Annotated in this window: 8 protein-coding genes; 6 read left to right on the top strand and 2 right to left on the bottom strand. The window is 68.7% G+C overall.

The genetic code is table 11. From position 1 onward, the window contains the following. Positions 1-109 precede the first annotated feature (109 nt). Both OB2597_RS18870 and OB2597_RS18875 read right to left on the bottom strand, forming a co-directional pair. Positions 110-4,189 carry a translocation/assembly module TamB domain-containing protein gene (locus OB2597_RS18870; protein ID WP_009807214.1) on the bottom strand — a complete coding sequence of 1,360 codons (4,080 nt, stop codon included), beginning with the start codon at positions 4,187-4,189 and terminating at the stop codon, positions 110-112. Between the two features lie 35 nt (positions 4,190-4,224). Further along, entirely contained in the window at positions 4,225-6,024 is a 1,800-nt protein-coding gene (locus tag OB2597_RS18875; RefSeq protein ID WP_009807215.1) for an autotransporter assembly complex protein TamA, read from the bottom strand. 279 nt (positions 6,025-6,303) lie between these two features. Here OB2597_RS18875 and OB2597_RS18880 point away from each other — a divergent pair, with 279 nt between their 5' ends. The 6 genes from OB2597_RS18880 to urtE all read left to right on the top strand — a co-directional run bounded on the left by OB2597_RS18880 (position 6,304) and on the right by urtE (position 13,346). Then, complete coding sequence (locus tag OB2597_RS18880; protein WP_009807216.1) at positions 6,304-6,765, top strand: SRPBCC domain-containing protein; 462 nt, start codon at positions 6,304-6,306, stop codon at positions 6,763-6,765. Positions 6,766-7,219: 454 nt separating this feature from the next. Continuing rightward, positions 7,220-8,503 carry an urea ABC transporter substrate-binding protein gene (gene urtA / locus OB2597_RS18885; RefSeq protein WP_040609449.1) on the top strand — a complete coding sequence of 428 codons (1,284 nt, stop codon included), beginning with the start codon at positions 7,220-7,222 and terminating at the stop codon, positions 8,501-8,503. A gap of 95 nt (positions 8,504-8,598) precedes the next feature. Then, complete coding sequence (urtB, locus tag OB2597_RS18890) at positions 8,599-10,557, top strand: urea ABC transporter permease subunit UrtB (protein ID WP_009807218.1); 1,959 nt, start codon at positions 8,599-8,601, stop codon at positions 10,555-10,557. Between the two features lie 120 nt (positions 10,558-10,677). Next, on the top strand, positions 10,678-11,910 hold the full coding sequence (gene urtC, locus OB2597_RS18895) for an urea ABC transporter permease subunit UrtC (protein ID WP_009807219.1): 1,233 nt from the start codon (positions 10,678-10,680) through the stop codon (positions 11,908-11,910). After that, on the top strand, positions 11,907-12,647 hold the full coding sequence (gene urtD / locus OB2597_RS18900; protein ID WP_009807220.1) for an urea ABC transporter ATP-binding protein UrtD: 741 nt from the start codon (positions 11,907-11,909) through the stop codon (positions 12,645-12,647). Before urtC ends, urtD begins: the two co-directional genes overlap by 4 nt. 3 nt (positions 12,648-12,650) lie before the next feature. Then, on the top strand, positions 12,651-13,346 hold the full coding sequence (gene urtE, locus OB2597_RS18905) for an urea ABC transporter ATP-binding subunit UrtE (protein ID WP_009807221.1): 696 nt from the start codon (positions 12,651-12,653) through the stop codon (positions 13,344-13,346). Positions 13,347-13,448: the final 102 nt, after the last annotated feature.

Below are 13,448 nucleotides of genomic sequence, written 5' to 3' on the forward strand. Positions count from 1 at the left end.
GCCTTGCCGGAGCGGAAAGCGGCCCGGCCGACGATGTCGCGACAGGGCCGGCCAGCCGGACGGGCCGCCTCGCATCGGGATCGCCAAGGGGCGGGGCCGCTGATCCGGCCTAGTAGTCCTTTTCGAAGAACACCCCGAGGCTCGAATCCCCGTCCGAGCCCAGCGTGCCTTTGGCCGTCACGTTGTCCGACACGTCGAGGTTGATCGTCAGGCTGGTCTTGCCGCCGCTCGTCGCCTCGACCTCGGTATAGACGTTCTCGCTGACATACTTGCCGACGCTCAGGGCGGTCTCGCCGCTTTCGGTCTGGCTGATGTCGAGGTCGTCCACCCCGGCCCCTTCGCGAATGCGGCCGACGATGCCGCCGCCGCCGCCGCCGGTCAGTTCCGCGATGGCCACCGCGAGCCGGGCCGCCTGAAGCGGCGAAAGCGAGGCGATGTCACGTTCGAAGAACAGCTGCGAGAGGACCTCGTCCTCCGGCAGTTCCGGGCGCGAGGTAAAGCTGACCTCGGGATTCGCCGCCGGGCCGTCGAGGACGATCTGGATGACGTATTCCCCGGCCTCGCTTGCCGCGACCAGCCGGACGATCGGATCGAACCCGCCGGCCAGCCGCACCCGCCCTTCCGTCAGGTCGAGCCGCTTGGTCAGGATGTCGATCCGCCCCCGGACAAGGTCGAACTGGCCGACGGGACGGACATCGTTCGTCGTGCCCTGCAACGTGAGGCCGCCGCGCAGTTCGGCGTCGATGCCGCGACCCCGCAGAAAGATCGGCGTCTCCGATTCCACCCGCAGATCGAGGCCGAGCGCCCCGCCGCCCGACGATCCGCCGGTGCCGCCGCTGCCCGTCCCGTCGCCGATGAGCCCGGCCCGGGCCCGTGTCAGCCGGCTGGCGCGGTCCTCGTTCAGATGCGTCATCTCGGGGATCGCCTCGACCCCGCCGAAGCCGCCCGAGGGGATGCGCAGCTCGGTGTCGCTCAGCCCGATCCGTCCGGCGATCCGCCCGCCGCCGGTCAGTCCGCCGGTCACCGTGATCCGACCGTTGGCGCGCGTGGTCACCAGCCCCGGCCGTTCGATGGGGATGTTGTTCAGCGTGGCCGAAAGGTTGGCCGGATAGGCTCCGGAGAGCGTGACCGGGCCCTGCAGCGTCAGCCCGCCGCCATTGACGCTGGCGGCCAGGTCCAGCGTGGCGCGCCCGCCAGACAGGGAGACCGAGCCGCGGATCGCCTCGACCGCGAGGCCCACGGAAGGCGCCGAGGCCCGCCCCCCGGAGAGGGTGACCTGCCCCGACAGCGCCGAGAGGCCGGGCTGGCCGCTCATCGACAGCTCGAACCGCGCCGTGCCGATCAGGCTGCGCGGCGCGATGTAGGGGTTCGCCAGCGCCAGAGGTGCGTTGCCCGAGATGTCCAGGTCGACGGCACCGCCCGGAAGCCCGACCCGGCCCGAGACCTGTGCGGTCGTGCCGCCGGGGCCATCCGCCGAAATGTCGAGGATCAGCGCCCCGCCGTCTCCCTGCCGGACCTGACCGCTGGCCGAGACCGGCCCGGCCGGAGCCTGCGGTACCACGCCGGCGAGCGAGGCGAGCCGGGCCGAGAAGGACAGATCCGTCGCGCCTTCGGCCACCGTGCCCTGCGCCCGCGCGGTGATGCTCTGCCCGTCGACCCGCGCCGACTCGAGCGTCACGGTCGTGCCGTCGACCAGCGCCTCGGCGGCAAACTCGGTGGTGCCTTGCAGGACCCCGTCGGCCAGCGCCTGTCCGGTGGCGATGTTGCGGCCCGACCCGTCCAGGCTGATCCGGTAGGCGGACCCCTCCTGTACCGCGCGCAGATTGGCCTCGACCGGCCCGCCGCTGGCGCCCAGCGGCAGGCCGCTGTCTGCCAGGCGCAGGGTCATCCGCAGGTCGCGGCTGCCCTCGGTCAACTCGCCCTCGGCCTGCACGCTCAGCGCGTCGTTCGTGATTTCGGCCGAATTCAGCAGGATGCGCTCTCCTGCGCTCAGCCGGACCGCCAGATCCGTCTGGCCGCGCAGAAGCCGGTCGGCCTGGGGGATGCCCGTGGCCAGATCCTCGCCCGTGCCGTCCAGCGTGATGTCGTAAAGCTCGCCATCCTGGACCGCGGTGATGGTGACGTCGAGGGGGCCGCCTTCGTTGCCGGTGACCACGCCGCTGTCGAAAAGCTGGCCGGTCACCGTGATGTCGCGCTGCCCCTCGGTCAGGTCGCCCTGCGCCTCGATGGCCATGGCGGGGGTCGAGATGCGCGCATCCTCGAGGATGATCTCGTCGCTCAGCGACACCCGCGCGGAAAGCTCCGTCTCGCCCGCGAGCAGCGCATCCACCTGTTCGATCCCGGTGGCAAGGTCGCGTCCACCGCCGAAGAGCGTGACGTCGAAGCGGTCGCCCGAGCGCTGCACGACGCCGCTCAGCGCGAGAGGTCCGCCGTCGACGCCGGTGAAGGCGCCGGAGTTGGCCAGCCGCGCGTCATAGTCGATCCGGCCCGTCTCGTTCGTGATCCGGCCGCTGGCTTCGAGCGCGATCTGCCCGTTGGTCAGGGTGAGGGTGTCGAGTACGATCCCCTCGGTCCCCCGGCTCGCGGCGAGGTCCAGTTCCGCGTCGCCGCCGATCACGCGGTCGAGCTGCTCTATCCCGAGGGCGAGATCGGTCGTCGATCCCCCTGCGGTGATGGAAAAGCTGCCGCCCAGCAGATCGGCCGAGACGTCGAACTCCAGCGCCGCCCGCCCGGAGAGATCGGTGCCCGCCAGGGCCGACAGCCGCGTCAGGTCGTTGACCTCAGCCCGGCCCAGGGCGGTCACGATCGAGGTGCCGCCGCCTGCCGTGTAGGTGGCATCGACCTGAGCGTTATAGCCCTCGCCCTCGAGCGTCAGCCCGTCGAGCACGACATCTTCGCCCTCGCTCCAGCGCAACTCGGTCGCCGCGTCGAACTGCGCGCCGAGCGCCTGCTGAAGCGCCGGATCGGCAAAGGCCACCTCGGCCAGCCCCGCCGTGACCTCGAGATCGACGGCCGGGGTGCCCTCGGTCGCGATCTCGCCGCGCAGGGCCAGGGTGCCGCTGCCGACCTGGAGATCGGGCTGGGCAAAATCGGAAAAGGTGATGTCCGCGGTGACGTCCGGGCCGACATCCGCGTCGAACTGCGCCGCGATCCGCGCTCGGCCGATCGACGTGTCGTCCCCGAACGGAAGGACCACGGGCGTCCCGTCCGCCGAGGCGATCTCGCCGGTCAGGTCGAACCGCGCCGGCCGGCCGTCTGCCGTCGTCTCGAACGAGCCCGCGAGCGAGACCGAGGCCGCCTCGACCGTCAAATCGTCGAGGCGCAGGGAGCCGTCCGCCCGGCTTTCGCCGCGGGCCGTCAGCTGCACGTCGTTGCCGAGGAATTCGCGCGCCTGCGGCAGGAGAAGTTCGCTCAGATCGCCGCCCAGGTCGGCCGCGAAGGCCTGTCCGCCGTCGCCCTGTCCGGTCAGGGTGACGGTCCCGGCCAGCCGTTCCTCGCCATCCGATGCGAGTTGGATATTGGCGGTGAAATCGTCCAGCGGCCCCTCGCCGTCGACGCGCAGGGACAGGGCGGGCCGCCCCGGCAGGTCGAGCACGCGCGCGGCGATGCCGTTCTCGGGTTCCTCCGCGGTGATCTCGAGGGTCAGCCGGTTCTCGTCGGGCTGAAGATCGACCAGCGCGGTGATCACCCCCTCGCGGTCCAGCCGCTGGAGCGCGAGCCGGGTGGACAGCCCGGCGTCGTCGAGCCGGGCGCGCCCGTCGAAAGTGAAGGTCGCGGCCTCGCCCAGCACGGGCGCGCCGAGCGACAGGGTCGCGATCGAGACTTCGCCCACGTCGACCGAGACCGGCAGATCGGGAATCGCGAAGCCCGAGGCCGCCGCGTTGTCGCTGTCGTCGCTGGCCGGCAGGCGGTTGATCGTCAGGGTCTCGGCCGAAAGTTCCCGGACCTCGAGCCGCCCGCGCAGGAGCGCCGAACGGTTCCAGTCCAGCACGGCCCCGGTCAGTTCCAGCCAGACCCCCTCGTCATCCGCGATGGTGAGCCGGTCGAGCGTGGCCCGCGAACTGAGGGCGCCGCGGAACCCCTGGATGTCGACGGCCCGTCCCGCTTCGGAGAGCGTGTCCTGCAACAGCCGGGTCAGATAGCCCTCGCCGTCGTCGTCCTGGGCCTGTCCCGTCGCGGGAAGCACCATGAGGCAAAGTCCGAGGAGAAATGCGAAAACCTGTTTCAAAACGCCTGTCCGATCCCGACATAGAGACTGATCGAGTCACCCGCGCGTCCGCCGGTGACGGGGGTTGCGATATCGGCCCGGATCGGACCGATGCCGGTCTTGTAGCGGACCCCGATGCCGGCACCGCCGTGCCAGGATCCGCCCTCGAAGGAACTCGAAGCGGCGACATAGCCGTAATCCGCGAAGACCACGGCGCCGATCTTCTCGGTCACGTCGGCCCTCAGTTCCGCGCTGAGCGCGGCAAAGGACCGCCCGCCGGTCTTGTTGGCGCCGCTCCCGACGCCGAGCGACTGGTAGCCCTGGCCGCGCACGGTGCCGCCGCCGCCCGAGTAGAACAGGAAGTCGGGGGGCGTGTCGGCGATCGCCGGCCCGAAGACCGCGCCGAGCTGAACCCGCCCGGCAAGCACGAGCCGGTCGCCAAGCGGGCGGTAGCCGCGAATCTCGGCGGTCGAGCGGATGCCCGACTCCGACCCGCTGACGCCGACGAAGGGCATGAGCTCGGCCTCGGCATAGGCGCCGTCGCGCGGGTCGGTGGCGCTGTCGCGGTTGTCCCAGGTCGCGCCCCCGGTCAGCAGCACATGGCTGAAGTCGCGCGTGCCGAAGGCGTCCGTCGTGCGCGCCACGCGCAGGCCGACTTCGCCGCGCAGGGTCAGCTGTTCGTCGATGATCCGGTCCACGCCGACCGCCAGTTCCAGCCTGTCCGAGAGATAGGTGGGCTCGTCCTCACGCTCGATCAGCGCGCGGAACGTCAGCTGCGCGTCCGGGTGCCGGAAGGCGGGCCGTGTCAGCGAGGCGGCGAGGCTGTAGTCGATCCCGCCCGTCTGCCCGCCGATCCCGGCGACCTCGGCATCGAACCGCAGCCGCTCGGCCCCGCCGAAGGCATTGCGGTGCAGCCAGAAGGTGGTCAGGCGCAGCCCCTCGACGGTCGAGACCTCGGCGCCGAAACCGAAGCGGCGCGGCTCGGCATCCTCGACCTCGATCACGGTTCCCAGCGTGTCGCCGGGCCCGATCTCTTCGGCCTCGGTGACGGTGGCCACGCGGAAGGCGCCGGTGCGGCGCAGCCGGCGCTCGGCCTGGTCGATCTCGTCCGGGTCGTAGATCTCGCCCTCGGGCACGCCGGCAATGGCACGGATCCGCTCGGGCCGGACCGCGCTGTCGAAGCTTTCGGGGGCAAGCCGGGCGGGGGCGAAGGTCAGCCGGGGCCCCGGCGTGATGCGGAACCGCGCGTCCACGCGATTGCTGGCGTGATCCGCCACGATCGACTGGTCGCTGACGCGGGCCTTGGCATGGCCGGCCTGCCGCCAGTCGCCGACGCCGTCCTCGGCCGCGTCCCGCATGATCTCGGTTCCCGCGGGCCGGCCCGGCGCGAAACCCTCGAGCGGGGTGGCGGTGGCGGGCAGGGGGGCGACCTCGGCCCGGCCGAAGGTAAAGACCGGCCCCGGCGTCACCGAGATCTCGACCGTGCCGACACGCGCGGGCGGTCGCAGGGGCGACAGCGCGGCGGCTTCGGTGCCGTCGACGCGGACGTGGACCTCGGCGCTGAAGTATCCTTCTTCGTAAAGCGCCGCCAGAACGCGCCGGTAATCGGCCTGCGCCGCCGCGATCAGGTCCTGCGGTTCGGTCCGGCCCTCGTCGATGGCGCTCTGCGTGAGCGACGCCGCCGCGACGCTGTCGCGCAGATCGTCGGGCGCGCGCAGCACGAGATCGGCCGAAAGCGCCGGCGGGGAAACAATCAGAAGAGCGAATGCGGCCGCAAGGGCGGATCCGGGCGCGAAGGCTCGGAGGGCTATGGGCATGGGGCAGCGTGTCCCGGATGATAATTGCAACTGGTTTCAACCTAGTCGGCAGGGTCCGGAGTTCCAGCGGATTTCGCCCCGGGATGTTCACAATGCGCCGAACCGCCGGTCGCAGCGCCCTCGCGCGCGGCCTTGCCCCCCCGCACATGCGCGGCGTCCGGGACGGTCTGCGCAGGATTCCGCCCGGAACCCACCCGGCGCGCGCACAAGTTGAACCGGCGGCGGGAACCGCCCGACCCGGTCGGAGTTGATCCCGGATATCAGGGAGAGGCCCAGAGTATGATCCACGCCAAAGCCGTCGCTGTCGCCCGGGCAAGCCTTCCGGTCCGACGCCCCCGCCGCGAATGCTTTCTCGCTTTCACCGATCCCGAGATGCTGACCCGCTTCTGGCCGCACTCCGCCGGCGATCTTCACCTGGAAGAAGGCCGCTGCCTTCACTGGTGCTTCGAAGACGGGGCCGAAACCGTCGCCGTGGACTGCAAGGAGGTCCGGCCCGACTGCCTGATCCGGCTGTCCCTGTCGAACGGCACGCGGATCATGCTGACCTTCGACCGCTATCCCGAGGGCGGCACGGTCATCCACTACTGCCAGTGCGGCTTCGGGCCGGATGCGGAGGCCGAAGAGGTCGCCGCGGCCTCTCGGGCGGCTGCGCTGATGCTGGCGGAGCTCAAGGCGCTGCTTGAACCTGCCGGAGCCTCCGGCCAGGGCGACGCCCGCTACGGCCTGCCGGACGCCGCCTGATCCCCGGGCGCGGCGCCCAATGTGCCTGCCGTCGCTCTGACGCCCGGGCGCTGTGTCGAACCGCGGCGCCCGGTTCCACGGAGTCGTGGTCCATCGCAAGCCCGGCGCTTCGGGCACGAAAACGGAGCGGCTCGCTCCCGCGGCGCCGTCATTCTGCCTGTTTCTTGGGCTGAACCGCCCGCCGAGCCCCGAATTTGCCCAAAAACTGATCACGCACCCGTTTGCTGCAGCCAAACACGGGCCATTCGTTTCCAACCCGCAGGAAAGACGATTTGCTGACGACGCACCCGGATGTCGGGTGGGATGAACGCGTGCGGCGGCCAACCATTCGCCAGTCCGGTCACCACCGCACGCCAGCAACGATGTCGTCGCTGCATCGGCACATAGGGGAATCCGACCGGTTTGCAAACCGGCTGCGTGCCTGCCGCGACAGACGAGAGAGGGGACGAAAGTCATGTCGCAATTTGTAAGAACCATGTTGGGTGCCGCCGCCGGCTCGCTCATGCTGGGCACCGCCGCGCTGGCGCAGGAGGACACCATCAAGGTCGGCGTCCTGCACTCGCTGTCCGGGACCATGGCGATCTCGGAAACCACGCTCAAGGACACCATGCTGATGCTCATCGAAGAGCAGAACGCAAAGGGCGGCGTCCTGGGCAAACAGCTCGAGGCGGTGGTGGTCGACCCGGCCTCCGACTGGCCGCTCTTCGCGGAAAAGGCCCGCGAACTGCTGACCGTCTCCGAGGTCGACGTCATGTTCGGCTGCTGGACCTCGGTGTCCCGCAAGTCCGTCCTGCCCGTCATCGAGGAGCTGAACGGCCTGCTCTTCTACCCCGTCCAGTACGAGGGCGAGGAAAGCTCGAAGAACGTCTTCTACACCGGCGCCGCGCCGAACCAGCAGGCGATCCCGGCCACCGACTACTATCTCGAGGAACTGGGCGTCGAGAAATTCGCCCTGCTCGGCACCGACTACGTCTATCCGCGCACGACCAACAACATTCTTGAAAGCTATCTCAAGGACAAGGGCATCGCGGAGGAGGACATCTTCGTCAACTACACGCCCTTCGGTCATTCCGACTGGTCCAAGATCGTCTCGGACGTCGTGGCGCTCGGGGCCGACGGCAAGAAGGTCGGGGTGATCTCGACCATCAACGGCGACGCGAACATCGGTTTCTACAAGGAGCTGGCGGCGCAGGGTATCTCGGCCGAGGACATCCCCGTCGTCGCCTTCTCGGTGGGTGAGGAAGAACTCTCGGGCCTCGACACCACCAACCTCGTCGGCCACCTCGCCGCCTGGAACTATTTCCAGTCCGCCGATACCGACATGAACGCCGAGTTCATCGAGAAATGGAAGGGCTTCGCCGGCGAGGACCGGGTCACCAACGATCCGATGGAAGCCCACTACATCGGCTTCAACATGTGGGTGAACGCCGTCGAAGAGGCCGGCACCACCGATGTCGACGCCGTGCGCGAAGCCATGTGGGGCCAGGAATACCCGAACCTCACCGGCGGCACCGCCGTGATGGGCACCAACCATCACCTCGCCAAGCCGGTCCTGATCGGCGAGATTCTCGATGACGGCCAGTTCGACATCATCTCGGAAACCGACCCGGTACCGGGCGACGCCTGGACCGACTTCCTGCCGGAATCGGCGGTGCTCAAGTCCGACTGGAAAGAGCTCGAGTGCGGCATGTACAACACCGACACCGGGACCTGCGTCCAGATCGAATCCAACTATTGATCCGAAACCGGGGGGCCGCTGGGCGCCCCGGACAGGACCGGACGGGGCTGTCGTCGGCCCCGTCCCACCCTCACTCAAGACCGGTCCAGACCCCCATGTTCCTTCGCCTCATCGCGGCAGCGGCGCTTTCGCTTCTGGCGGCCGGCCCCGGCTCTGCCCAGGATGCCGACGCCCCGATCCAGCAACTGCTCCAGCAGCACAGCGGGATCATCCAGGACTCCTCGCGCCGCACGATCCAGCCCGCCATCGACGCGATCCGCGACAGCGGCCTGCCCCGGGCGCAGCTCGTTCTCGAGAAATGGGCCGCCCGCGAGATGTGGCTGGACGAGGAGACCGGCCTCTTCGTCCATGCCGAGGAAATCGACCGCGACACCCTGCGGATTTTCGACTTCGCCACGGGCGAGGAGATCGGCGAGGTTCCGGACGACACCTACGACCAGCTCAAACCCAACTCGGGCATCCGCGGCCTGATCAATTCCGCGCTCGTGCGGTTCCAGCTTTCCGATCCCGATCCCGCCAACCGCCTGTCCGCGCTGCAGTCGCTGGAGCGCAACGGCAACGAAAGCCACCTTTCCGTCCTGCGCGACAGCATCGACGGCGAACCCGATCCTGCCATCAGGGCCCGCAAGGAGAGGATCGAGCGCCTGCTCACCATCTCGTTCGGCGCCACGGCGGACGAGCGGATCGCGGCGATGGAGGCGTTCCGCGGCGATCTCGGCGTCGATGTCCGCGCCAAGCTGAATCCCATCCTCACCACCCGGACCTCGGCCGGCGCCGCGCTGCCCGAGGGGGTGAACCTGGCGCGCGAACTGACGCCCGGCACCGACATCACCGAGAGCGAGGCCTACGAGCTGCTCGTCTCGGAAGGTCTCGCCCCCGCGCGGCTGACCCCGGACGCGCAGCGCCGGACGCTGCAGGACAATATCGTCGGGGGCATGGTCGGCGGGGTCGCCGTGCCCGATCTGCGCTCGCCCGCGGCGCGCGACCGCGCCTATGCGGCGCTGGTCGGGGCCGGCCGCGCCGAGCCCGCCGCCACCAATGCCGAAGCCGCCCGTGCCATCGAGGACCACGTCTTCTACGAAACCTACGTGGAAACCGACGCAGCCGTGACGGGGGCCGCCGAGGACGTGCTGACCTCGATCGAGATGACCGTGGCGATGAACCAGTTCCTCGACCTCTCGCTCGACGCGCTGTCGCTGGCCTCGATCTACTTCCTCGCCGCCATCGGCCTCGCCATCACCTTCGGCGTGATGGGCGTGATCAACATGGCCCATGGCGAATTCATCATGATGGGCGCCTATACCGGCTACGTGATCCAGCAGATCATCCCCAACTACACCGTCTCGATCCTGGTCGCGATCCCGGTGGCCTTCGCGGTCACCTTCGGTGCCGGCGTGGCGATGGAGCGGCTGGTGATCCGCTGGCTCTATTCCCGCCCGCTCGAGACGCTGCTGGCCACCTTCGGCATCTCCATCGCGCTCCAGCAGATCGCCAAGAACGTCTTCGGCACGCAGGCGCGGCCCCTGACCTCGCCCGGCTGGCTCGACGGCGCCTGGATCATGAACGACGTGGTCTCGATCTCCTACATCCGCATCGCGATCTTCGTCCTCGCCCTGGTCTTCCTCGCGGTGTTCCTCTTCATCATGAAGAAGACCCGTCTCGGCCTGGAAACCCGCGCCGTGACCCAGAACCCCCGCATGGCCGCCTCGATGGGCATCAACCCCGACCGGGTCAACATGCTGACCTTCGGCCTGGGCTCGGGCATCGCCGGCATCGCGGGCGTCGCCATCGGCCTCTACGCCAAGGTCACCTCGGAACTCGGCTCCGACTACATCGTGCAGAGCTTCATGACCGTGGTCGTCGGCGGCGTCGGCAACATCTGGGGCACGCTTCTCGGCGCCACGATGATCGGCTTCCTGCAGAAGGGGATCGAATGGCTGAATCCCTCCAACACGCTGGCGGCGCAGACCTACATGATCGTCTTCATCATCATCTTCATCCAGTTCCGCCCGCGCGGCATCATCGCCCTCCGGGGCCGGGCCGCAGGAGACTGAGATGTACAGTCACAGACCACCCGTCCTGATGCTTCTTTGGTCCCCAAGTATCCCGGGGGTGAATTGGCCCGCAGGGCCAAGAGGGGGCAGCGCCCCCTCCGCCCCGGAAGGAGGCACGACATGACCCGCCGCCCCTTCATCCTGCGCAATCCGTCGATCCTGATCTTCCTCGCGCTCCTGGCGATCTTCACCGCCGCCGTCACCCTCATGTCCGAGGCCTTCGGGACGGCCATGATCTCGACCTCCTTCGTCAAGACGCTGGGCAAGACGCTCTGCCTCTGCCTCGTCGCGCTGGCGATGGACCTCGTCTGGGGCTATTGCGGCATCCTCTCGCTCGGCCATTTCGCCTTCTTCGGGCTGGGCGGCTACATGATCGGCATGTGGCTGATGTACGCCCGGACCGAGATCATCGTGACCGAGTCCCTGGCGAACGCGGCCATCCCCCCCACGGACCAGGAGATCGTGGATGCCATCGGCACGCAGATCTTCGGCGTCGTCGGCTCCTCCGACTTTCCCCCGATCTGGGCCTTCGCCCATTCGTTGCCGCTGCAGCTTCTTATGGTGGTGCTGGTTCCGGGCCTGCTGGCGCTCGTTTTCGGCTGGCTCGCCTTCCGCAGCCGGGTCACCGGCGTCTACCTCTCGATCCTGACCCAGGCCATGACCCTCGCCCTCTCGCTCTACCTCTTCCAGAACGAAAGCGGGCTGCGCGGCAACAACGGCCTCTCGGGCCTGCAGAACCTGCCTGGCGTCGCCGCCTCGCAGGCGGTGGTCTCGGTCTGGTTCCTCTGGGCCTCGGCGCTGGCGCTCGGGCTGGGCTACCTGCTCTGCGCCTGGGTCGTCTCGGGCAAGTTCGGCTCGGTCGTGCGCGGCATCCGCGACGACGAGGCACGGGTGCGGTTCCTCGGCTACTCGGTCGAGGGCTACAAGCTCTTCATCTTCACCCTGACCGCCATCATCGCGGGCATCGCCGGCGCGCTCTACTATCCGCAGGCCGGCATCATCAACCCGGGCGAGGTCGCGCCGATCGCCTCGATCTACCTCGCCGTCTGGGTCGCCATCGGCGGCCGGGGCCGGCTTTACGGCGCGGTCATCGGTGCGGCGCTGGTCTCGCTGATCTCGACATGGTTCACCGGCGGCCTCGTTCCCTCCGTCCCGCTCGGGTTCTACACGATCGACTGGGTGGACTGGTGGCTCGTCCTGCTGGGCCTCAGCTTCGTCCTCGTGACGCTCTTCGCGCCCAAGGGCATCGGGGGCCTGTTCGACCTGGTCTCCGGCCGCTTCGCCCCCGACCGCCACGGCGCGGACTACGGGCCCGACAAGGGATCGCTCCAGGAAGAGGAGGGCCGGGGATGAGCACGCTACTCGAGGTTTCGGGCGTTTCGGTCACCTTCGACGGCTACAAGGCGATCCGGAACCTGTCCTTCCGGATCGGCGAGGCCGAGATGCGGGCCATCATCGGCCCGAACGGCGCCGGCAAGACCACCTTCATGGACATCGTCACCGGCAAGACCCGTCCCGATGAAGGCCGGGTCATCTGGGGCGAGAAATCCGTCAACCTGCTCAGGATGAACGAGGCCCGCATCGCGCAGGAGGGGATCGGCCGCAAGTTCCAGCGCCCCACGGTGTTCGAGGACCAGACCGTGCACGCCAACCTCCTGATGTCGCTCAGGAACCCGCGCGGATCCTTCCCCTGCCTCTTCTACAGGCCCAACCGGCGCGACCAGGTCCGGGTCGAGGAACTGGCCGAGGAGATCGGGCTCTCGGGCGAGCTGCACCGCAAGTCGGGCGAGTTGTCCCACGGGCAGAAGCAGTGGCTCGAGATCGGCATGCTGCTGGCGCAGGAGCCGCGCCTGCTGCTGGTCGACGAACCCGCCGCCGGCATGACGCTGGCCGAACGCGAACACACCACCGACCTGCTCAAGGAGGCCGCGAAGACCCGCGCCGTGGTCGTGGTCGAACACGACATGGAGTTCGTCCGGCGGCTCGAGTGCAAGGTCACCGTTCTGCACGAGGGCTCGGTCCTGGCCGAAGGCTCGCTCGACCATGTGACCTCGAACCCGCAGGTCATCGAAGTCTATCTGGGGCGCTGAGACATGCTGAACGTAAACGGGCTGACCCTCCATTATGGCCAGAGCCAGATCCTCCACGGCATCGACCTGACGGCCGAGACCGGCAAGGTCACCTGCATCATGGGCACCAATGGCGTGGGCAAAACCTCGCTGCTCAAGGCGATTTCGGGTACGCATCCCCGCTCGGGTGGCACGATGGAGCTGGACGGAGAGGACCTGGGCCGGATGCCCGCGCATCAGCTTGCGCACAAGGGCATCGGCTATGTGCCGCAGGGCCGGATGATCTTTCCGCTGCTGACGGTCGAAGAGAACATGCAGACAGCCTATGCCTGCCTGCCCAAGTCAGAACACGGCATCCCCGACGAGATCTTCGAACTCTTCCCGATTCTCAGGGACTTCCTGCACCGTCGCGGCGGCGACCTGTCGGGCGGACAGCAGCAGCAACTCGCCATTGCCCGCGCGATGGTCACCAGGCCCAAGCTCCTGCTGCTGGACGAACCGACCGAGGGCATTCAGCCCAACATCATCCAGCAGATCGGCAGGGTGATCGAATACCTGCGCGACAGGGGCGACATGGCGATCATCCTCGTCGAGCAGTATTTCGAATTCGCCTACGGCCTTGCCGACAGGTTCTACGTCATGCGCCGGGGCGAGGTGACGGCCTCCGGCACCAAGGCGGACCTGACAAAAGACCAGCTGATGGCTGAGGTCTCGGTCTGACCGGGGCGCTCCTCGGGCGCGACCGGGGATCGCCCGCCACCTGTTGCGGCAATCGGGCGAAGGTCCGACCACTCCGGCAGGCCCCGCTCCGACGGCCGCCTC

It is taken from the genome of Pseudooceanicola batsensis HTCC2597 (assembly GCF_000152725.1).
In the GTDB taxonomy this organism is placed as follows: Bacteria; Pseudomonadota; Alphaproteobacteria; order Rhodobacterales; family Rhodobacteraceae; genus Pseudooceanicola; species Pseudooceanicola batsensis.

What these genes read in the sequence shown, in the direction of transcription:
- OB2597_RS18870 (WP_009807214.1), bottom strand. Translation starts at nt 4,189, where the DNA reads ATGGTGCTTCCCGCGACGGGACAGGCCCAGGACGACGACGGCGAGGGC.
- OB2597_RS18875 (WP_009807215.1), bottom strand. Translation starts at nt 6,024, where the DNA reads ATGCCCATAGCCCTCCGAGCCTTCGCGCCCGGATCCGCCCTTGCGGCC.
- OB2597_RS18880 (WP_009807216.1), top strand. Translation starts at nt 6,304, where the DNA reads ATGATCCACGCCAAAGCCGTCGCTGTCGCCCGGGCAAGCCTTCCGGTC.
- urtA (WP_040609449.1), top strand. Translation starts at nt 7,220, where the DNA reads ATGTCGCAATTTGTAAGAACCATGTTGGGTGCCGCCGCCGGCTCGCTC.
- urtB (WP_009807218.1), top strand. Translation starts at nt 8,599, where the DNA reads ATGTTCCTTCGCCTCATCGCGGCAGCGGCGCTTTCGCTTCTGGCGGCC.
- urtC (WP_009807219.1), top strand. Translation starts at nt 10,678, where the DNA reads ATGACCCGCCGCCCCTTCATCCTGCGCAATCCGTCGATCCTGATCTTC.
- urtD (WP_009807220.1), top strand. Translation starts at nt 11,907, where the DNA reads ATGAGCACGCTACTCGAGGTTTCGGGCGTTTCGGTCACCTTCGACGGC.
- urtE (WP_009807221.1), top strand. Translation starts at nt 12,651, where the DNA reads ATGCTGAACGTAAACGGGCTGACCCTCCATTATGGCCAGAGCCAGATC.